Origin of the sequence: Microbacterium invictum (assembly GCF_034421375.1) — a bacterium.
GTDB lineage: Bacteria > Actinomycetota > Actinomycetes > Actinomycetales > Microbacteriaceae > Microbacterium > Microbacterium invictum_A.
Genome location: NZ_CP139779.1, coordinates 1,520,466 through 1,539,866 on the forward strand (window position 1 = coordinate 1,520,466; position 19,401 = coordinate 1,539,866).

Here is a 19,401-nt window from a genome sequence, read left to right on the forward strand (position 1 = left end):
GGTCCAGATCCGCCGTCAGGCGCCGAGCGACTTGCCCGCCGACCCCAGCTGCTGGGTCGCCTCGACCACGCGCGCGGCCATGGCCGACTCGGCGACCTTGCCCCACGCACGCGGGTCGTACTGCTTCTTGTTCCCGACCTCGCCGTCGACCTTGAGGACGCCGTCATAGTTGACGAACATGAACCCCGCCACCGACCGGGTGAAGGCGTATTGCGTGTCGGTGTCGATGTTCATCTTCACCACGCCGTTCGCCACGGCCAGGGCGATCTCCTCGTCGCTGGATCCGCTGCCGCCGTGGAAGACGAGGTCGAGCGGCTTGGGAGCCGTCCCGAAGCGCGAAGCGATGCCCTCCTGGATCTCGCCGAGAAGCTCGGGGCGGAGCTTGACGTTGCCGGGCTTGTACACGCCGTGGACGTTTCCGAAGGTGAGCGCGGAGATGTAGCGACCGTTCTCGCCGAGCCCCAGGGCCTCGACCGCCTTGGTGACATCGCCCACGGTCGTGTACAGCGCCTCGTTGGAGCCCTCGTGGGCGACACCGTCCTCCTCGCCCCCGACGACGCCGACCTCGATCTCGAGGATCGCGTTGATGTTCTTCAGGCGCGGCAGAAGGTCCTTCGCGATGTCGATGTTCTCATCCAGCGGCACGGCCGAACCGTCCCACATGTGCGACTGGAAGATCGGGTTCCGGCCCGCCCTGACCTCTTCCTCCGACGCCTCGATGAGCGGCAGCACGAAGTTCGGCAGCGCTTCCTTCGGGCAGTGGTCGGTGTGGAGGGCCACGGTGACGGGGTAGTTCTTGGCGACCTCGGTGGCGAACTTGGCGAAGGCGAGGGCGCCGGCCGCGCGAGCCTTGACGGTGTGACCGGCGAAGTAGTCGGCGCCGCCGGTGGTGACCTGGATGATGCCGTCCGAACCGGCCTCGGTCAGACCCTGGAGCACCGCGTTGATCGTCTGCGAGCTCGACACGTTGATCGCCGGGTACGCGAACCCACCGGCCTTGGCGCGGTCGAGCATGTCGGCGTACTGATCCGGGGTGGCGACGGGCATGAGGACTCCTTGTTGTCGAGTGGCCTGATCATCGAGTGGCCGGGAGGCGTTGTCGAGTGGCCTGGAGGGAGAGGTCGTGCGGCTCCGCGCAAACGCGGGTCGATCGAAACTCTAGCGAAGGCGTCGTCCTCGTGCCCGCCGCCTGCGCGCCCCCGGAGCGGCGGGGACTTTCCGCTGCGGAAAGATCCGGCGTTCCTTCGAGAGCCGCTCCGAGCAGGAACCGTCGCGCGCCGCGCGGGCTGGATAGGCTGACCCTATGGTGAGCATCACCGGCGACATGAGCCCCCTGCACCCCGACCGCAACCTCGCGCTGGAACTGGTGAGGGCCACCGAGGCGGCAGCCATCCGCGCCGTGCCCTTCATCGGGCGGGGCATGAAGGAAGCCGCCGACGGCGCCGCTGTCGACGCGATGCGGGCCTTCCTCACGACGGTGAACTTCGACGGCACCATCGTCATCGGCGAGGGCGAGAAGGATGAGGCGCCGATGCTGTTCAACGGCGAGCGGGTGGGAAACGGCCGCGGCCCCCAGTGCGACATCGCCGTCGACCCCATCGACGGCACGTCGCTGACGGCGGCGGGGCGCAACAACGCGCTGTCGGTGATCGCGGTGTCCGACCGCGGCTCGATGCTCGACGCGTCGGCGGTGTTCTACATGGACAAGCTCGTCACCGGTCCCGCCGGTGTCGGCGTGGTCGACATCCGCCTCCCCATCGGTGAGAACATCCGGCGGCTGGCCGCGGCGCTGGGCAAGCCGGTGGACGAGGTCGTCGTGTCGGTGCTGAACCGTCCGAGGCACGAGCAGCTGATCGCCGACATCCGCGAGGCCGGCGCGGGAACGCGCCTGATGAGCGACGGCGACGTGGCCGGTGGGATCAATGCGGCGCGCCACAATGCGCGCACCGACATGTGCGTCGGAATCGGGGGGAGCCCCGAGGGGATCGTCACCGCCTGCGCCATCAAGGCTCTCGGCGGCCACGTCCAGGGTGTGCTCTGGCCTCGCGATGACGACGAAAAGCAGAAGGGCATCGACGCCGGGCTGCTGCTGGACGGCCACGTCTACGAGGCGGACGATCTGGTGCGGGGGAGCAACACGATCTTCGTCGCCACCGGTGTGACCGACGGCCAGCTCGTCGATGGCGTGCGGCGCGAGGGAGACCACGTCTACACCGAGAGCGTCGTGCTCCGCGGGGCGTCCGGGACGCTCCGGCGCATCACGTCGGAGCATCTGACCTCGAAGTGGCTGTGATCAAGACGCCGTCGCGCGGGCGGCGGACGCGCGGCGAACTTTAGCGAATCGCCGATCGTGACGCAGTCGTGACGGGCTCGCGCGGGTGGGTCTGGCACAATTGGTCGCAGTGCCAACGGAGTCACGTGTCGTTCGTCCACAGCAGGGAGTCACTCCATGTCGGTACAGTCCGTGGGTCCGCAGACGGGAGCTCAGGCGGTCATCGCCGATGCCGTCGACCCCGCCCGCCGTCCTGATGTGCTGTTCCGGGTGCGCCGGGATGAAGACCATCAGCTCTCGCCGTGGTGGATGATCGGCGCCTTCGTCGGCGTTTCGGTCGCGGTGATCACCCTCCTGAGCTTCGTTCCCGGCGGAGCCTGATCGCACGTCGTCGCCGCCCCGGCGGCGGCACGAACGGGACGATCAGTCCGGCCTCGTCCCGAGTCGGTCCCTCAGCACGCCGATATCGGCGGTGACCCCGGGCGCGTCGGTGGTCAGGAGCTCGGGGGCGGTGAATCTGCGTGGTCCGGTCTCGATGGCCGTCGGCGCCCGGAGGCCATCGATCTTGGTCTCGTCGATGCCGGGGAACTTCCTCGCGGTCACGAGGACACGGGACTCCAGCGATCCGACCAGGCCGTTGTATGCGTCGACGGTGCGTTCGAGTGCCCGGCGCAGATCGTCGGCGTGACCCGTGAGGGTTCCGAGCCGGTCGTAGAGCTGGGTGCCGAGGTCGAACAGCGCGCGGGCGTCGGCTGACACGTCCTGCTGCGTCCAGGTGTAGGCGACCGTCTTGAGCACCGCCCACAGGTTGACCGGCGATGCGATCGCCACGCGCCGACCGAAGGCGTAGTCCAGCAGCGACGGGTCGTCCTCCAGCGCCGCGGCGAGCAGCGATTCGCTCGGCATGAAGCAGATGACGAACTCGGGGCTCGAGTCCAGACCCGCCCAATAGGCCTTCTTCGCCAACGCATCCACGTGCGCGCGGACGGCCTTGACATGCTTGTCCCGCAGTGCGCGACGACGCACCGCCTGCTCTCCGGAGGAGCCGTCGGGGATCGCAGACGCCTCGAGGTAGGCGTCGAGCGGCACCTTGGCGTCCACGGGGATCGCCTTGCCGCCGGGGAGGCGGATCACCATGTCGGGACGCCCGCCACCGGCATCCGTGCGGATCGCGCTCTGCAGATCGAAGTCCACGTGCCGGGTCAGCCCCGCAGCTTCGACGACGCGGCGAAGCTGCGTCTCGCCCCACACGCCTCGCGTCGTGCCCGACCGCAGCGCAGAGGCGAGCGATTCGGTCGTCGCTCGCAGGGCCTCGTCGGACTGCTGCGCGCGTCGCAGCTGCTCGGCGAGGCTGCCGAACTGCTCCTGCCGCTCCCGTTCGATCTGGCCGACCCGATGCTGCATGGTCTGAAGGGTCTCGGCCACCGGTGCGAGGGCGCGAAGGACCGCCTGTTCGCGGCGCTCTCGCTCTTCGCGCGTCGCCTGCTCGGCCCGGGACTGGGCCACGACGTCGCGGTAGAGCCGCATCTGCTCGGCCAGCTGCCCGTCGAGCGAGGCGCCCCTGGCCTCCGAGGCCGCCAACCGCTCGCGCAGGCCGGCCGTTCGGTTCTGCGCGCGCATCGCCGCGGCCGTCCAGCCGGCGAGGGCCCCCGCGAGGAGGCTCGCGGTGACGAGAAGGGGAAGGAGGAGGGCGTCCATGTCCTCACCCTGCCCGAGGGGTCGGACATCGGCCCCGCGACGCGCGCGAGCTCGCGCTCAGGCGACCGCGCCGAACGACACGGAGGGTCGCGGCGCCGGCGCGGCGACGCTGGCGATCTGCGACACCCGGACCCCCGTCCACGTCGCGAGGTCGTCCATGTCGTCGGCGGCGACACGCCGGGCCGCGTCGATCATCACGTGCGCACACGCGAGCGCGTCCGCAACGGCATTGTGGTGGGCGAACTCGGCGAACCCCGCCTCCGCTGCGACGTAGGGGAGGCGGTAGGACGGCAGCTGGTAGACCTTCCGGGCCACCTGGAGGCTGCACACGTAGCGATACGGCGGGCAGTCGTCGCCGGTCGCCTCGCAGGCGCGCGCGAGCACGGCCATGTCGAAGCCGGCATTGTGGGCCACCAGGACATCGCTCCCCGCGAAAGCGGCGAGGTCACCCAGCTGCTGCGACCAGGTGGGGGCATCGACGATGTCGGCCGGGCGAATGCCGTGGATGCGCATGTTGATGTCGAAGAAGTGATCGTGGCCCGCGGGCGGGCGGATGAGCCATCCCGCCGTGGCGACGACCTCACCGTCGCGCACCCGCGCGAGACCGACCGCGCATGCCGAGGCGCTGCTGGAGTTCGCCGTCTCGAAGTCGATCGCGGTGAAGTCCAGGGGCACCTCTTCACCCTCATCGTCCTTCGGCCGGGTGCGTCCGAGGCGCGCCGGAGTTCGAGGGATCGCCTCGGCGTAGGCTCGGAGCATGGCGAGCCGCGAGGAGATGTCGACGTCATTCGGGCGTGACGCCGCCCGGTACGAGAGCGGACGTCCCGACTACCCCGCCGAGGCGGTCGCGTGGCTCCTCGAGCCCGTCGTCGTCCCCGGTCGGCGACCTCGCGTCGCCGACGTCGGCGCGGGGACGGGCAAGCTCACCAGGGCCCTCCGAGAGCTCGAGGCCGAGGTCGTCGCGGTCGATCCCGATGCCGCGATGCTCGCGGAACTGCGTCGACGCGTCTCCGGAACCCCCGCCTACGTCGGAACGGCGGAGCGCATGCCGCTCCCCGACGCATCGGTCGACGCGGTCGTCGCCGGTCAGGCGTGGCACTGGGTCGATCCTGTCGCCGGCGCCGCCGAAGCGGGCCGGGTCCTGCGGCGAAGCGGCGTCCTCGGTCTCATCTGGAACGTCCGCGACGACGGTGTCGCCTGGGTGCGACGCCTCACCGGGATCATGCACGGCTCCGCCGCGGAGCAGCTCGTCGCCGAGGGCGGCCCGCAGCCGCATCCGCCCTTCGCCTCCTTCCAGAGCAGGGTCTGGGAATGGGGCCGACCGCTCGGCCGGGAAATGTTCCTCGACATGGTCGCCTCGCGCAGCTACGTCATCACGGCCGGTGAGACCGCCCGCCGGAGCATCCTCGATGAGGTCGGCGAGCTGTTCGACGAGCTCGCCGACGACGGCGTCGTCACCCTTCCCTACCGCACCGAGGCATTCCGTGCGGTGGCCGCCCGCTGATCACGTCGGGAACAGGACGCACCGCCGGTAGGCTGGACTCCCGTGGCTCTCACCATCGGAATCGTCGGTCTTCCCAACGTCGGCAAGTCGACGCTCTTCAACGCCCTCACCAAGAACCAGGTTCTCGCGGCGAACTATCCGTTCGCGACGATCGAGCCGAACGTCGGGGTGGTGAATCTGCCGGATCCGCGTCTGGACGCCCTCGCCGAGGTCTTCCACAGCGAGCGGGTGGTGCCGGCGGCGGTGTCGTTCGTCGACATCGCCGGGATCGTCCGCGGCGCGAGCGAAGGGGAGGGGCTGGGGAACCAGTTCCTCGCCAACATCCGTGAGGCCGACGCGATCGCCCAGGTCGTGCGCGGGTTCGCCGACGATGACGTGGTGCACGTCGACGGAGCGGTCAACCCCGCCGGCGACATGGAGACGATCAACGCAGAGCTGCAGCTGGCCGACCTCCAGACCCTGGAGAAGGCGATCACCCGGTACGAGAAGGAGGTCAAGGGCAAGAAGCTCGACCCCGTCGTGCTCGAGACCGCCGTCGCCGCGCAGGACGCTCTCCACAAGGGCGTACTGCTCTCGGCCTCGGGGCTGGATCTGTCGCCCATCCGGGAGCTGGGCCTCCTGACGGCCAAGCCCTTCATCTTCGTCTTCAACGTCGACGAGGCCGTCCTCACCGACGATGCACGCAAGGCCGAGCTCGCCGCCCTCGTGGCTCCCGCGCAGGCGGTGTTCCTCGACGCGAAGATCGAGTCGGAGTTGATCGACCTCGACCCCGAGGACGCCGCGGAGCTGCTGGCCTCCACGGGGCAGACCGAGTCAGGACTCGACCAGCTCGCCCGGATCGGCTTCGACACCCTCGGCCTGCAGACGTATCTCACCGCCGGACCCAAGGAAGCGCGAGCCTGGACGATCGGCAAGGGCTGGAAGGCGCCGCAGGCGGCCGGTGTCATCCACACCGACTTCGAGAAGGGTTTCATCAAGGCGGAGGTGATCTCCTTCGACGACCTTGTCGCGCTGGGCTCCGTCGCCGAAGCCCGTGCGAAGGGCAAGGCGCGCCTGGAGGGCAAGGACTACGTCATGCAGGACGGCGACGTCGTGGAGTTCCGCTTCAACAACTGAATCGGCGCTCAGTCCGCTTCGCGCGCGGCGTAGACGACCCGGTTGTCCACGTACGATCCGGCGTCGGAGTCGAAGACCCCGCCGCAGGTGATGAGGCGAAGCTCGTCCGAAGAGACCGCCCCGAACACGGCCGCGGTGGGGAAAGCGGACTTCGGGTAGTCCGCGGTCTGGGTGACCACATACGTGTGCACGGTGCCGGCGGCATCCGCGACATCGACCCGGTCGCCGATCTGCACCTCGCGAAGACGGACGAACACGGCGGGGCCGGTCGGCGAGTCGACGTGCCCGGCGATCACCACCGGACCGGTACCACCGGGTCTGCCGCCGCCCGTGAACCATCCCGCTGCGTCGAAGTCCGCGGGAACCTCCATCGAACCGTCGGTGTTCAGACCGAGGTCGATGAGCGGCTCGTCCAGTCCGATGGAGGGCACCGAGACCCGCGTCGGCGGCAGCGCCGTCGCAGCCGGCTCCGATGACGCCGACGGCTCCGGTGACGCCGTCGGCGTCGAGACCGACGGCCCAGGCACCTCCGACACGGCGGGTGCGGACGCCCCCGCGCCCGCGCCCGCCGTGCAGGCGGTGGCGCTGCCGATCGCCAGGGCCACCACGACCGCGAGCGCGCCGCGCGACGTCCATCCCCCCCGGAATGGACGTCGCACAGCCGACCGCGCTCGGGTCATCGCACGGCGGCCTGCCGGCGCCGAGCCACCACGACCGCCGCGCCGAGCCCGAGTCCCGCCACTCCCAGGGCAGCTGCGCCCACGCCGAGCGGAGAGACGCCGCTGTCGGCGGTGCCACCGGCTCCGGTGTCCACACCGCCGACGGGGATGGCGGAGAGCTGGCCGCGCACCACACCCGCCACGAAGTCGACCGTGTGCGAGTCGCCGGTGAATCCGGCCGGGTTGGCTTCGATCTCGGCAAGCGAGAAGCCCTCGCCGCTGTCGACGCCGTCGACCATCACGCCGGTGGTGAAGGGTCCCTGAAGGCACCCCGATGACGTGCGCGGTCCGTCACCGACGGGCTCGGGGTTGGGGAACGCGATGCGCGGGGGCCCCGGCTGACCCGCTGCCGCCTCGTGGATGTGCGTGGCGGTCTTCGCGGGGCTCTGATAGTCGCCGCTCACGCCTTCCAACCGGATGTCGTAGCAGATGATCTCGAGCTCGGAGTTGATGCGGAACGTGAATGTTCCCGTCGCGCCCTCCTGCCCGGGGGTGACGACGCCGTCGGGATTGACGACCTGGTCGGGTGTCGCCATCACCGTGAAGGCGCTCGTGAACGTGCTGGGCTCCTCGACCTCGGTCTCGGCGTGCGCAGGCATTGCGACGGCCAGGGCGGCCACGCCGGCCAGAGCGCCGATCGTCACGAGCCGGGCGGATGTCTTCTTCGTCATATCCTCGAACCTTCCGATCAGGACGCGCGGTCGCATCCGTTGTCGGGTTCTACGAGGGGGCCTGCCGATACGTTCATCGACCGCGGGAAAAACTTCCGCCCGAGTGAATGAAAGACCCGCGCCGCGGGTATCCCCTGATGATCGATCGCCGCGCACCGGCCGGCGCGTGGCGGTCGTTAGCCTGTGAGGAGGCGAGGTGGGAGACACCGCACGACGGGGCGAGGGGGAGCGGATGACCTCGGAGCGGCGCCCCCCGGATGACTTCGACGCGCGACGGGCGTTCGCCGAGAACGGCAGCGCTCTTCTGGGCTACGCCGTCAACGCGCTCCGCGACCGGCCCCTGGCAGAGGATTGCGTGCAGGAGACCTTTCTGCGCGCCTGGCGTTCCCGCCACCGCTTCGACGGCGCCCGGGCGACCGAGCGCACGTGGCTCTTCGCCATCGCGCGCAACGTCATCGTCGACGCTCTCCGCGCCCGTGCCCGGCTGCCCCGCATCGGGGACGACGCCGAGCTCGAGACGCGGATGGCGGAAGCGATCGACCCGCTGGACAGGCTTCGCATCATCGAGGGCCTCGCCGCCTTGAGCGAGGCGCACCGGACGGTCGTCGTAGCCGTCCACATCGAAGGCCGGACCTATCAGGAGCTCGCCGACGCCACCGGCATTCCGGTGGCGACGTGGCGGACCCGGGCCTTCCACGGGCTGAGAGCACTGCGGAGACATCTCCAGGGAACGGAGGAGGAATGATGCGCACCCCCGATGACCGCATCGCCGAACTGATGGCGGCGGCGCTCGCCGGCGAACTCACCGAGAGCGAGGCGGCCGAATGGGACGCCCTCCGGCGACGGCGCCCCGAGGTCGAGGAGGAGTTCCGCCAGCTCGCCGCTCTGTCGAGCCGGCTGCGTGAGGGCGATGTCACGTGGACGGCGCCGCGGGACGCCGACGCGCTCGGCGATCGGATCTTCCGGGCCATCGACGCCGACGCCGCGGTGCCGTCCCCGACGTCCGCGTCGGCAGCCACCGCGACCACCGTCCGGCGGGCGCGGCGGTGGATCACTCCGGCCCTGGCTGCGGCGTGTCTGGCCGTCGGTGTCGTCATCGGCATCGCGTGGCCCGAGCCCCCGGGGGCGACGCCCTCGGGTCCGCCCGGAACGCTCGGGGCGATCGAATCGGTCGACCTCGACGGGATTCCGGCGGATGTCGACATAGAGGCCGATCTCGTGGCGCACACGTGGGGCACCGAGGCCGTCTTCGAAGCGACGGGGCTCGACGTCGGGGCCACCTACGACGTCGTGCTGATCGATGAATCAGGTCAGGAATACTCGGCCGGGGCGATGCTGGGGTCGGAGGTGCCGATCGAGTGCCGCCTCAACGCCGCGGTGCTGCGTGCAGACGCCGTTCGGATCGAGATCCGCTCGGCCGACGATTCGATCCTGGCGCAGGCGGATCTGCCGGAGGCCTGACGCGGCACCGGGTAGGCTCCTCCAGGCGAATGTCCGGCGCTGAGCGCCCCGCAGCCCCGACTCGAGAGGATCCCGATGCCCGACGTGCAGACCGTCGCGCGCGACGCGCGCGTCATCCCGTTCATCGACGAGGGCGAGGGCCCGGTCTCGCTGGTCCTCATTCCCGAGCACAGCCTGGAGGGCGACGCCCTGGGCGCGATCGCCCACTACCTCGCCGAGGAGGCGGGTTTCCGCGTCATCCGTGTGGATGAGCCCGCTGGCGCCGCAACGGATGTGCAGGAGCGCGTCGCCGACGTCATGGCCGTTCTCGACCACGTCGGCCTCGACGACACCTGGGTCGGCGGGCACGGGCCCGGGGGCACGGTGGCGCGCGCCGTCGCGGCCTCGTACACCGCGCGTATCGACGGACTGCTGCTCCTCGGAGCAGAGGAGAGCGAGATCGAGCTCGCGCCCGGCATCCCGGTGCTGATCATCCAGGGGACGGATGACGCGGTGACCCCTTCCGCGAACGGAGAGCGGCTCCACGCCGCGGCCCCCGATCGGGCGACGGTCCGCACGGTTCCCGGCGATCACCTCTTCCCGATGTCCCACCCGATCGAGACGGCGCTGTTCATCGAGGAGTACCTCGACTGGGACTGACCGGGGAGGGTCCGGTCAGTCCGTGATGCGCAGGATCACCCGCTCCTGACGGCCGCGGGCGAAGCGGCTCTCGATGCCCATGATCATGACGTACTCGGCCCCGTACTTGGCGTGGAGCACCTCCGAGCAGCGCTGCACCTCCGCGGGGTCGGCCACGACCTCCGCCGTCGCCATCGTGAGCGGCGCGTGGGGGTCGACGTGTCCCATCCGCCCGCTCGGACGCAGGGTCACGGACGGATTGTTGCGCAGCCGCTTGACCTTCCCCGAGGGGGCCGGCGTCGTGACGACCAGCGCGTCTCCGTCTCGCGCGATCCACACCGGGGTGGACACGCCGATTCCCGTGCGCCGGAACGTCGTCAGGGAGACGAACGCCTCGGAACCGAGGGCGAGCAGGTGCGCAGAGGTCATCACCACACGCTACCGATTCCCAGCGGGAGTTCACCCGAACGGGCCGTCCGGCTGGCACACTCGGCTCATGTCGACCGCCGACCCCTTCCTCCCTGTCCCTCCGCGCCGCGACGATGACCGCCCGTTCCAGCGGGAGGACCATTCCCGCGGCGACGAGTCCGAGCCGGATGTCTTCTTCGAGCAGGGCGAGGGGAGCGCGGCGGACAGCGGCGAGCCGCCCCTGTCACCGACGCACTTCCGCACGCCGACCGGTCAGAGCGTCGACCCCGAGCAGGACATCGACCCCGGAGCCTGACTCGATCCCCCCGGCGCCGCACCCGTGTACCTCGCCCCGGCCGGGTTGGCAAGGGGGCACCTCCTCGCGGGGGTGGCGGAGTAGACATGAGGCATGAAGATCATCGTCTACGCCGGGAGTGAGTTCCTGACGGGGGACGAGGTCGCTGCGGCCCTCCTCGACTACAGTGAATCCCTCGGCGCCGCGCACGCCGCGCACATCGTGGAGATCCCGGTTCGCGAGCCGGACGGCTCGACGATCACCGCGACCTTCCTGGTCGGCCCGGCGAGCCAGATCGTGGTGAAGGACGCCCCGCTGACGGGTGCCGAGATCTCCGCCCCAGAGGTCGTCGCTCAGCTGAAATCCCTGACGCGCGAGCAGCGGCCGGTGATGCGGATGGCCTCCGATCCCCGCGAGGGACTGAACTGGGGCGAGGAGTTCTAGTCCGACACCGTGGCCGTCTCGTCGGCCCAGCCGTGAGTGTTGAACCACGCCGCGCGCGCTGCGGCGTCCTGCTCGTCCGACGGGCCCGTGAAGGCGTCATGGTCTGTCAGCGCATCGTTTTCGAGGTCGACGAAATCCCAGCAGACCGGGCACACCGCCCGACCGTGAGGAAATCCGTCGGGGAGGGGCGCGGCGACGCCCGCCGGCATGCCGCTTCCTTCGCACCGAGGCGCATCCGACTGCGCGTCCGACCACATCCTCCCCGTGCCGACACGATTGTGGAGCCCGGCATGACCGATAGGGCGGGTGCAGACGGCGCCGCCGCTCCTGCTGCGGCACCACACCCTCGCGTTCGCCATCCGGCGATTCTAGACACGCGGATGCCGCGTGGCGCCGTCGATGAAAGGATGACCGCATGCCCGAGTCGCCCGAAGTGCAGGTCCTCGCCGACGTCCTCGACGACGCGGTGTCCCACCGTCGGATCATCGGCGTCGATGTGGGGGAGTTCCGCTCGTGGAAGACCCGGGATCGACCGGTGGAGGGTCTCGTCGGGGCCACGATCACGGGTGTGACGCGCTTCGGCAAACACCTCGACATCGACACCGACCGCGGCGACCTGGTCGTCACGCTCGGACGCGCGGGGTGGGTGCGCCACCGCGTCGAGGATGACGACGACGCAGCGCACGATGCCGCCGAGCCGACCTCGCCTGCCGCGGCGGTGATCGCCACGGTCGAACTCGACGACGACACCGCCCTGGAGTTCACCGACGCCGGCGAATGGCTCTCTCTCGCGCTGTCACTGGTGGATCACCCCCAGGACGTGCCGGCGGTGAAGAAGCTCGGACCCGACCCGCTGTCACCGACGTACACCCGGGCCGACTTCGACCGGATCACCGTCGGACGTCGCAAGCAGCTCAAGGCGCTGCTGCAGGAGCAGGAGAGCATCTCGGGCATCGGCAACGCGTACTCCGACGAGATCCTCCATCGCGCGAAGATCGCACCCACGACGCACGCCGCCGCTCTCGACGAGGCCGAGCGGGAAGTGCTGTTCGAAGCGATCCGAGACGAGCTCGCCGAGGCGGTGCGTGCGCGCCGCAGCATCCCGCTCCCGCGACTGAAACAGGCAAAGGCGGAGTCGATGCGCGTCCACGGGCGCACCGGCGAAGCCTGTCCGGTGTGCGGCGGGAAGGTGGCGGACGTACCCGGGTCCAAGGGGTCGGCGCAGTACTGTCCGACGTGCCAGGGTCCCGCTGACTGAGCGGAGACGTCCGGCCCGCGGGGATCGGATTAGCATGGAGGGATGACCACGCAGACCTCCACGACCGATACTCCCGCCGCGGCGACCACCGAGGACACCAAGCCCCTCGTCCCGGGCGCGAACCTCCTGGGCGCACCGGGCGCCGCCGGTTCGTGCTGCGGCGGCAGCGCCTGCGGCGTCTGAGGACTTCCGCGGAGCCGGTCAGAGTGTCTGACCGGCGTGCGTGCCCTCGGCGATCTCCTCGACGACCTTCGCGTTGAACGCCGGAAGGTCGTCGGGTGTCCGGCTCGAAACGAGTCCCTGGTCGACGACGACCTCCTCGTCCACCCACCGGGCTCCGGCATTGCTCAGATCCGTCTTGAGGCTCGGATAGCTCGTCAGAGTGCGGCCTTCCACAGCTCCGGCCTCGATGAGGATCCAGGCGCCGTGGCAGATGACGCCGACCGGCTTGTGCTGAGAGAAGAAGTCGCGGGCGAAGGCCACCGAGGCGTTATCCATCCGGAGATGGTCGGCATTGACGACGCCGCCGGGCAGCACGAGGGCGTCGTACGAGGCGGCATCGGCGCTCGCGACGGCGACATCGACCGCCTGTTCGTGCCCCTTCTTGCCTGTCACGCTCCCCGTCGCGGGTGAGACGAGGTGCGCCCGGGCACCGGCATCGGTCACCGCCTGCCATGGACTGGTCAACTCGCTGTCCTCGTAGCCGTCGGTGAGGAGGAACGCGACGGTCTTGCCGTTCAGGTCGGTCATGACGGATCCTTTCGTGGGGTCGCCCCCACGCTAGGTCGCTCCGCCGTCCCTGACCCGGGGCTTGCCCCCGGCACCTGTGACGGCTACGCCTCAGTGCGCCGCGGGGAGGGGGAGCCCTTCGTCGGCGGGCTTGCGCACCAGGAAGGCGCTGAACAGCAGCGGCAGCGACACGATCGTCGCGAGCAGGAACGCGGCGTGCGCCCCCTGGGCTCCCGCGTCCTCGGCTCCGGACGCCTCGGCGGCCGCCTGCACGCTGGACATCACGGTGATGAACAGAGCGATGCCGGCTGCCCCGGCGACCTGCTGCACCGTTCCGACCACCGCCGAGCCGTAGGAGTAGTACTTCCGGTCAAGCGACGCCAGCGACGCTGTGAACAGTGGCGTGAACGACAGCGCGAGACCGATCGACAGCGCGGTCTGGCCTGCGGCGATGGCCCACACCGGCGTGGTCGCGGTGAACGTCGTGAAGACCCACAGCATCCCGACGGCGATCACGGTGCCCGGGACGAGAAGGACCCGCGTGCCGTACCGGTCGTAGATGCGACCCACGATCGGGCCCGCGAGACCCATGGCCAGGGCGCCGGGCAGGACGATGAGGCCCGACATGAACGGGTCGAGGCCCACCACGTTCTGCGCGTACAGCGGCAGCACGGTGATGATGCCGAAGAACGCCGCTGACAGCAGCGTCATGTGGCCGGTGGCGAAGCTGAAATTGCGGAAGGTGAAGACCCGCAGATCGAGCAGGGCGTCGTCGGTGCGCTGCAGTCGGATCTGACGCCACGCGAAGAGCGCCAGGGCGATCACGCCGACCGAGAACGCGACGATGAGCGAGACCGTCGCGGTCGTGGATGCGGTCGCCGCCTCGGCGGCCGTGCCGCCGTGCGCCTCGGCAGCGCCCCCGATCTGGCTCAGACCGTAGACGAGGCCGCCGAAGCCGAAGGCCGAGAGGATGACGGACAGAACGTCGATCGGAGCCCGCGTGGTCTCGCCGAGATTGCGGATCCAGATCGCGCCGACGCCCAGGGCGACCAGGGCGATCGGGAGGACGACCCCGAAGTTCCACCGCCACCCGACGGTGTCGATGAGGAAGCCCGACAGCGAGGGTCCGATCGCCGGAGCGAGGGAGATGACGATGCTGACGCGGCCCATCATGCGCCCACGCGACTGCGGCGGGACGACGTTCATGATCGTCGTCATGAGGAGGGGCATCATGATCGCCGTTCCCGAGGCCTGCACGACCCGCGCGACGAGCAGCATGGGGAAGCCGGGGGAGAGGAACGCGATCAGCGTGCCGAGCGAGAAGAGGCTCATCGCGGCGATGAACATCTGCCGGGTCGTGAAGCGGCGCAGGAGGAAGCCCGTGATCGGGATCACCACCGCCATCGTGAGCATGAACGCCGTGGTCAGCCACTGCGCGGCGACGGCGGTGATGCCGAGGTCGACGATGAGACGCGGGATCGCGATGCCCATCGTCGTCTCGTTCAGGATCGCCACGAAGGCGGCCGCCAGCAGCAGCCAGATGATCCGGCTCTCGATCGGACTGAGCGTCGCGGGCGGCGTCGCGGCATCCCGGACGGTGCCGGCGGTGGGAACGGTGTCGGTGGCTGCCACGAGGCTCCTCGGAACGGGTGGATGAAGGCGAAGAGACGGAGGGCGCGCGCAGGCGCGCGTCACCGCGAGGACTGTCAGAGGCTAACCGACGCCTCCGACGCGGCATTCCCGTCCAAGGCGAATCCGCCTGGGGGCAATCCGCTCGGGGAGGGCTTGTCACGACGTGACGGTCGGCTCCGCGTCGTCGTCGTCGGCCGAACCGATCGGATCCGTCGGCTCGGGCTCTGGCTCGGCGGCCAGGAGTCCCGCCGGCGTCGGGGAGGTCAGCTCCTCCTCGGGCACGGCCCTGAGCTCGTCGATCTCGGCGCGGATCTCGGCGAGGTCCTCTCCATCGCGGGCGGGCTGTTCCGGAGTGGTCTCGCTCATGCAGCCACCCTACCGAGCCGGTAGGGGTGGGCGTCAGTAGGCTGGCGAAGGTGAGTATGCGCGGCGGCGGCGGCGGCGGCGGGGGCGGGGGAGCCCCCGGCGGCTTCCGACCCGTCGACATCGAGGCGCAGCGCCGGCTGAACGCCGAGGCGCCGAAGATCCCGAATCTGGGCCGACGCGTCATCGCCCTCTTCCGCCCGTACCTCGGCCGAATCATCCTGACGGGCGTTCTCGTCATCGTCGGCGCCGGTGTGGCGGTGATCCCGCCCCTGCTCGTGCAGCGCATCTTCGACGACGCGCTGTTCCCCGTCGGCGGCGGGTCCCCCGACATCCCCCTCCTCGCCCGGCTCGTGACGATCATGATCGGGCTCTTCCTCCTCTCCGCCGTGCTCGGGGTCGTGCAGACGTGGTTGACCTCGACCGTGGGGAACAGGGTGACCGGCGACCTGCGGGTGCGCCTCTTCGATCATCTCCAGGCGATGGAGCTCGCCTTCTTCACCCGGACCAAGACGGGCGTCATCCAATCCCGGCTGCAGAACGACGTCGGCGGCGTATCGGGGGTGCTCACGAACACGGTGACGAGCATCCTCGGCAACGTCGTCACCGTCATCGCGTCGCTCGTGGCGATGATCATCATCGACTGGCGCCTGACCATCATCGCGGTGGTCATGATGCCGTTCCTCGTCATCGTCCAGCGCCGTGTCGGTCAGGTGCGCGCGCGGATCGCCGGGGAGACCCAGGAGTCGCTGTCGGAGCTGACGTCCATCACGCAGGAGACGCTGAGTGTCTCGGGCATCCTGCTGTCGAAGTCGTTCAACCGCCAGCGCACCGAGTCGGCGCGCTACGCCGACGAGAACGTCAACCAGGTGCGGCTGCAGGTGCGACGCGCGATGAGCGGTCAGGGCTTCTTCGCGGTCGTGCAGGTGCTGATGTCGAGCGTGCCGGCCCTCATCTACCTCGTCGCGGGGCTCCTCGTGACCGGCGGTGCCGACGCGATCACCGCGGGGACGATCGTCGCCTTCACCACCGTGCAAGCGCGCCTGCTCATGCCGCTGATGGGTCTGATGCGCGTGGCGCTCGACCTGCAGACCTCGGCGGCCCTGTTCGCCCGCATCTTCGAGTACCTCGACCTCACGCCGGCGATCCGCGACGCCCCCGACGCCATCGACGTCGCCGAAGCACCCGGACCCCTGGGACGCATCGAGTTCCGCGACGTGGTGTTCCGCTACCCGGATGCCGCACCGGAGACCCGCCCCACCCTCGGAGGTATCTCGTTCGTCGCCGAGCCCGGACAGCACGTCGCTTTCGTCGGTCCCTCCGGCGCGGGCAAGACCACCGTGCTCTACCTCACCCCCCGCTTCTACGAGGCCGGTGACGGAGCGGTGCTCTTCGCCGGCGAGGACGTCCGTCGCCTCACCCAGGAGTCGATCATCGACCGGATCGGGATCGTCTCGCAGGAGACATACCTCTTCCATGCCACGATCCGGCAGAACCTCCGGTACGCGAAACCAGACGCGACGGATGCCGAGCTCGAGGCGGCATGCCGGGCCGCCAACATCCACCACGTCATCGAAGGGTTCGAGCGGGGGTACGACACCGTCGTCGGCGAGCGCGGCTACCGGCTGTCGGGCGGTGAGAAGCAGCGGATCGCGATCGCCCGCGTTCTGCTGAAAGATCCTCCGGTCCTCCTCCTCGACGAGGCGACCTCGGCCCTGGACACCGTCTCGGAGCGGGTGGTGCAGGAGGCGCTGGACGCCGCGGCGAGGGGACGGACCACCCTGTCGATCGCGCACCGCCTCTCGACGGTCATCGCCGCCGACGTCATCCACGTGATCGAGGCCGGGCGGATCGTGGAGTCGGGGACGCACGGCGAACTCGTGGCCGCAGGGGGGCTCTACGCCGAACTCGCGGCGCAGCAGCTCGCCACCACGCGGGTGCTCGACGCCGAGGCCGGCGACGAACCTGCCGACCTCGCCGAGCGTCGAGCGGACCGCGCGCCGGATGAGGAGGCGCAGCCCGAGGTCGCGGACGACCTGCGTCGCGATCGGGAGGAGGTCGCGAGACTCCTCACCGAGCCGGTGGTCGTCCTTCCCGACCGCCCGCTGCCCTGATTTCGACCGGGGCGGCGCTCACCAGAGCGCGGCGGCCGACACCTCCGCCGTCGCAGCGCGCTCGGATCCCCGGCCCTGCAGGTCGCGGACGAACGCCCCCACCGCCCGCCGATAGCCGTCGTCCCGGTGGGTGCGGGCGATGGCGACGAGCGGGGGGAGGTCCAGACGCAGGATGAGCTCGATGCGCGCGCGCACGGCGGCCGGGTGCCCTGCGGAATCCAGGATCTCCAGACCGCCCCGGAGACCGTCGAGGTAGTCGCGCAGGACCGGGAGAGCCTCCTTGTGCTGGGTGATCGACGACCCGTCCGCGCGTTCACGCCACTCCACCACGACGTCGGGGACGACGTCGAACGATCGTGCGGCGGTGTACATCCGCTGGGCGAGGATCTGGTCCTCGTACAGCCGCCCCTCCGGAAAGGTCAGGCCGGCGCGGCGCCAGAAGTCGCGCCGGCTGACCTTGGACCAGGCGACGATGTTCCCGGATGCCTCGGGGTGCTCCTCGAGCGAGGTGCGCCGGCGCTCGGGGTCGGTCGCCGCGGCGACCCACGGTTGCACCGATCCCGCGGTGTACCCGCCCGCGGTGTCGGGTCGCAGTCGCACGTAGGCACCGGCGACGAAGTCGCTGCCGGTGTCGTCGAGGACGGTGAGGAGTCGCTCCAGCGCGGTCGGGGTGAACCGGTCGTCACCGTCGAGGAAGGCCAGGTAGGGAGTATCGACCGCACCGAGCCCGGTGTTTCGGGCGGCCGCGAGGCCGCGCCGCTGGGGGTGGCGGATGACGCGGAAGCGCTCGTCTCGGGCCGCCGCGCGAGCGAAGATCTCGGGGGTGTCGTCCGTGGACCCGTCGTCCACCAGCACCGCGTGCCAGTCGCGGAAGGTCTGGGACTGCAGGGATGCGAGCGCCTCGCCGACCCAGGGCCCGACGTCGAAGCCCGGGACGATGACGGTGAGGGCGGGTGTCACGGGGCCGATCGTATCGCCCGCACGGCCGCCGCGACCTGGTCGGCGAGAGCGTCCACGTCGACGGCGGGCTGGTGGGGGAAGCTGAACCGCACCGCGGTCTGCGCGACCTCGGGGTCGACGCCCATCGCCAGCAGGACGTGCGAGGGCTCGTCGCTGCCCGCCGCGCACGCCGACCCGCTCGAAGACACCACCCCGCGGCGCTCGAGTTCGAGCAGGATCGCCTCGCCCGACGTGCCGGGGAACACGAAGCTCGCCGTGCCGGGGAGCCGATGAACGGGGTGTCCGGTCACACGCGCCTCGGGGACCCGCGCCCGCACGGCGGCGATGAAGCGGTCGCGGTCGACGGCCGCACGGGCGCTGCTTTCTGCCCTTTCGGCCTCGGCGAGCTCGAGCGCGGTCGCGAGGGCCACCGCCCCGGCGACGTCTTCGGTGCCGCTTCGGCGCCCCCGCTCCTGCCCGCCGCCGTGCAGGAGCGGTTCGATCGGGATCCTTCCGCGCACGGCGAGCACCCCGGTGCCCTTGGGGGCGCCGACCTTGTGGCCGGCGATGGCGAGGCTGTCGGCGCCGGTTCCCGCAAGAGACAGCCATCCCGCCGCCTGTACGGCATCGAGGTGAAGGGGGATGCGCCGCGCCGCCGTCGTCGCTGCGATCGCCGCCACATCCTGCACCGTCCCCACCTCGTTGTTGGCGTAGCCGAGGGCGACCAGGGCGGTGTCCTCCTGCAGGGCGTCGCTGACCGTGGCCGGGTCGATCCGTCCGTCGTGGTCGACCGGCAGCACGGTCACCGCGAACCCGTGGATCCGGCGAAGGTACTCCACCGACTCCAGCACCGCCTCGTGCTCGATCGGTGAGGTCACCACGTGCCGGGCGCCCCGGTTCTGCTGGGCCGCGACCGCGATGCCCTTCACTGCGAGGTTGTCGGCCTCGGTACCACCGGAGGTGAAGACGATGTCACCCGCGCGCATCCCGACCACGCGGGCCACGCGCGAACGGGCGTCGTCGAGGGCGGCGGCCGCTGCCTCGCCGACCGTGTGGTGACTCGAGGCGTTGCCGAACCAGCGGGTCAGGTACGGCGCCATGGCCTCGAGGACCTCCGGGCGCACCGGCGTCGTCGCGGCGTTGTCGAGGTAGAGCAGCGA

At 70.4% G+C, this 19,401-nt stretch carries 24 protein-coding genes; 12 read left to right on the forward strand and 12 right to left on the reverse strand.

Translation table 11 applies throughout. From position 1 onward, the window contains the following. Positions 1-15: 15 nt before the first annotated feature. Positions 16-1,047, reverse strand: coding sequence for a class II fructose-bisphosphate aldolase (gene fbaA / locus T9R20_RS07325; protein ID WP_322411868.1), 1,032 nt, complete (start codon positions 1,045-1,047; stop codon positions 16-18). Positions 1,048-1,303: 256 nt separating this feature from the next. Here fbaA and glpX point away from each other — a divergent pair, with 256 nt between their 5' ends. Beyond that, the gene (glpX, locus tag T9R20_RS07330) at positions 1,304-2,293 is read left to right on the forward strand and encodes a class II fructose-bisphosphatase (protein ID WP_322411869.1); all 990 of its coding nucleotides are present in this window, start codon (positions 1,304-1,306) and stop codon (positions 2,291-2,293) included. A gap of 156 nt (positions 2,294-2,449) precedes the next feature. Beyond that, positions 2,450-2,653, forward strand: coding sequence for a UDP-N-acetylmuramyl pentapeptide phosphotransferase (locus T9R20_RS07335; protein WP_248240407.1), 204 nt, complete (start codon positions 2,450-2,452; stop codon positions 2,651-2,653). 42 nt (positions 2,654-2,695) lie between these two features. On the opposite strand, the gene rmuC is transcribed toward T9R20_RS07335, so the two are convergent. Both rmuC and T9R20_RS07345 read right to left on the reverse strand, forming a co-directional pair. Next, positions 2,696-3,970 (reverse strand): DNA recombination protein RmuC, encoded by a 1,275-nt coding sequence (gene rmuC / locus T9R20_RS07340; protein ID WP_322411870.1) that lies wholly within the window; start codon positions 3,968-3,970, stop codon positions 2,696-2,698. A 57-nt stretch (positions 3,971-4,027) separates the two neighbouring features. Next, complete coding sequence (locus T9R20_RS07345) at positions 4,028-4,645, reverse strand: exonuclease domain-containing protein (protein ID WP_322412130.1); 618 nt, start codon at positions 4,643-4,645, stop codon at positions 4,028-4,030. Between the two features lie 82 nt (positions 4,646-4,727). Between T9R20_RS07345 and T9R20_RS07350 the strand changes: the two genes are divergently transcribed. Both T9R20_RS07350 and ychF read left to right on the forward strand, forming a co-directional pair. After that, positions 4,728-5,474, forward strand: a complete 747-nt coding sequence (locus tag T9R20_RS07350) for a class I SAM-dependent methyltransferase (RefSeq protein ID WP_322411871.1) — start codon at positions 4,728-4,730, stop codon at positions 5,472-5,474. Between the two features lie 42 nt (positions 5,475-5,516). Then, positions 5,517-6,590, forward strand: coding sequence for a redox-regulated ATPase YchF (ychF, locus tag T9R20_RS07355; protein WP_322411872.1), 1,074 nt, complete (start codon positions 5,517-5,519; stop codon positions 6,588-6,590). Positions 6,591-6,598: 8 nt separating this feature from the next. Here the strand turns inward: ychF and T9R20_RS07360 are convergent, their stop codons facing one another. Both T9R20_RS07360 and T9R20_RS07365 read right to left on the reverse strand, forming a co-directional pair. After that, a complete protein-coding gene (locus T9R20_RS07360; RefSeq protein WP_322411873.1) occupies positions 6,599-7,249 on the reverse strand; it encodes a class F sortase in 651 nt (216 codons plus the stop codon). Positions 7,250-7,266: 17 nt separating this feature from the next. Next, positions 7,267-7,980, reverse strand: coding sequence for a CHRD domain-containing protein (locus tag T9R20_RS07365; RefSeq protein ID WP_322411874.1), 714 nt, complete (start codon positions 7,978-7,980; stop codon positions 7,267-7,269). 196 nt (positions 7,981-8,176) lie between these two features. On the opposite strand from T9R20_RS07365, the gene T9R20_RS07370 reads away from it, so the two are divergent. The 3 genes from T9R20_RS07370 (at position 8,177) to T9R20_RS07380 (ending at position 10,080) form a co-directional block, all read left to right on the forward strand. Next, positions 8,177-8,725, forward strand: coding sequence for an RNA polymerase sigma factor (locus T9R20_RS07370; RefSeq protein WP_322411875.1), 549 nt, complete (start codon positions 8,177-8,179; stop codon positions 8,723-8,725). Continuing rightward, positions 8,725-9,441, forward strand: a complete 717-nt coding sequence (locus T9R20_RS07375; RefSeq protein WP_322411876.1) for a hypothetical protein — start codon at positions 8,725-8,727, stop codon at positions 9,439-9,441. Before T9R20_RS07370 ends, T9R20_RS07375 begins: the two co-directional genes overlap by 1 nt. 75 nt (positions 9,442-9,516) lie before the next feature. Next, positions 9,517-10,080, forward strand: coding sequence for an alpha/beta fold hydrolase (locus T9R20_RS07380; RefSeq protein ID WP_322411877.1), 564 nt, complete (start codon positions 9,517-9,519; stop codon positions 10,078-10,080). Between the two features lie 15 nt (positions 10,081-10,095). Here the strand turns inward: T9R20_RS07380 and T9R20_RS07385 are convergent, their stop codons facing one another. Next, on the reverse strand, positions 10,096-10,488 hold the full coding sequence (locus T9R20_RS07385) for a PPOX class F420-dependent oxidoreductase (protein ID WP_322411878.1): 393 nt from the start codon (positions 10,486-10,488) through the stop codon (positions 10,096-10,098). A 67-nt stretch (positions 10,489-10,555) separates the two neighbouring features. Between T9R20_RS07385 and T9R20_RS07390 the strand changes: the two genes are divergently transcribed. Together T9R20_RS07390 and T9R20_RS07395 are read left to right on the forward strand one after the other, a co-directional pair. Continuing rightward, positions 10,556-10,783: a hypothetical protein gene (locus T9R20_RS07390; RefSeq protein ID WP_322411879.1), complete on the forward strand. Its 228-nt coding sequence runs from the start codon at positions 10,556-10,558 to the stop codon at positions 10,781-10,783. Positions 10,784-10,876: 93 nt separating this feature from the next. Beyond that, positions 10,877-11,206: a hypothetical protein gene (locus tag T9R20_RS07395; protein WP_322411880.1), complete on the forward strand. Its 330-nt coding sequence runs from the start codon at positions 10,877-10,879 to the stop codon at positions 11,204-11,206. Here the strand turns inward: T9R20_RS07395 and T9R20_RS07400 are convergent. Continuing rightward, positions 11,203-11,415, reverse strand: coding sequence for a hypothetical protein (locus T9R20_RS07400; protein ID WP_322411881.1), 213 nt, complete (start codon positions 11,413-11,415; stop codon positions 11,203-11,205). The two genes, T9R20_RS07395 and T9R20_RS07400, sit on opposite strands and share 4 nt — an antisense overlap. 206 nt (positions 11,416-11,621) lie before the next feature. On the opposite strand from T9R20_RS07400, the gene T9R20_RS07405 reads away from it, so the two are divergent. Together T9R20_RS07405 and T9R20_RS07410 are read left to right on the forward strand one after the other, a co-directional pair. Continuing rightward, on the forward strand, positions 11,622-12,464 hold the full coding sequence (locus T9R20_RS07405; RefSeq protein ID WP_322411882.1) for an Fpg/Nei family DNA glycosylase: 843 nt from the start codon (positions 11,622-11,624) through the stop codon (positions 12,462-12,464). A gap of 42 nt (positions 12,465-12,506) precedes the next feature. Beyond that, positions 12,507-12,647 carry a hypothetical protein gene (locus tag T9R20_RS07410; protein WP_322411883.1) on the forward strand — a complete coding sequence of 47 codons (141 nt, stop codon included), beginning with the start codon at positions 12,507-12,509 and terminating at the stop codon, positions 12,645-12,647. Between the two features lie 18 nt (positions 12,648-12,665). Here T9R20_RS07410 and T9R20_RS07415 read toward each other — a convergent pair whose 3' ends face one another. From T9R20_RS07415 to T9R20_RS07425, 3 genes are all read right to left on the reverse strand, one after another. Then, positions 12,666-13,214: a type 1 glutamine amidotransferase domain-containing protein gene (locus T9R20_RS07415; RefSeq protein WP_322411884.1), complete on the reverse strand. Its 549-nt coding sequence runs from the start codon at positions 13,212-13,214 to the stop codon at positions 12,666-12,668. A 90-nt stretch (positions 13,215-13,304) separates the two neighbouring features. Continuing rightward, positions 13,305-14,825, reverse strand: a complete 1,521-nt coding sequence (locus tag T9R20_RS07420) for an MDR family MFS transporter (protein WP_416182958.1) — start codon at positions 14,823-14,825, stop codon at positions 13,305-13,307. Positions 14,826-14,981: 156 nt separating this feature from the next. Further along, positions 14,982-15,191, reverse strand: coding sequence for a hypothetical protein (locus T9R20_RS07425; protein ID WP_322411885.1), 210 nt, complete (start codon positions 15,189-15,191; stop codon positions 14,982-14,984). Positions 15,192-15,247: 56 nt separating this feature from the next. Here T9R20_RS07425 and T9R20_RS07430 point away from each other — a divergent pair, with 56 nt between their 5' ends. Beyond that, entirely contained in the window at positions 15,248-17,302 is a 2,055-nt protein-coding gene (locus T9R20_RS07430; protein WP_322412132.1) for an ABC transporter ATP-binding protein, read from the forward strand. A gap of 18 nt (positions 17,303-17,320) precedes the next feature. Here the strand turns inward: T9R20_RS07430 and T9R20_RS07435 are convergent, their stop codons facing one another. Beyond that, positions 17,321-18,262, reverse strand: a complete 942-nt coding sequence (locus tag T9R20_RS07435) for a glycosyltransferase family 2 protein (RefSeq protein WP_322411886.1) — start codon at positions 18,260-18,262, stop codon at positions 17,321-17,323. Beyond that, the gene (locus tag T9R20_RS07440) at positions 18,259-19,398 is read right to left on the reverse strand and encodes a cysteine desulfurase family protein (RefSeq protein WP_322412133.1); all 1,140 of its coding nucleotides are present in this window, start codon (positions 19,396-19,398) and stop codon (positions 18,259-18,261) included. The genes T9R20_RS07435 and T9R20_RS07440 overlap by 4 nt, the downstream gene beginning before the upstream one ends. Positions 19,399-19,401 lie beyond the last annotated feature (3 nt).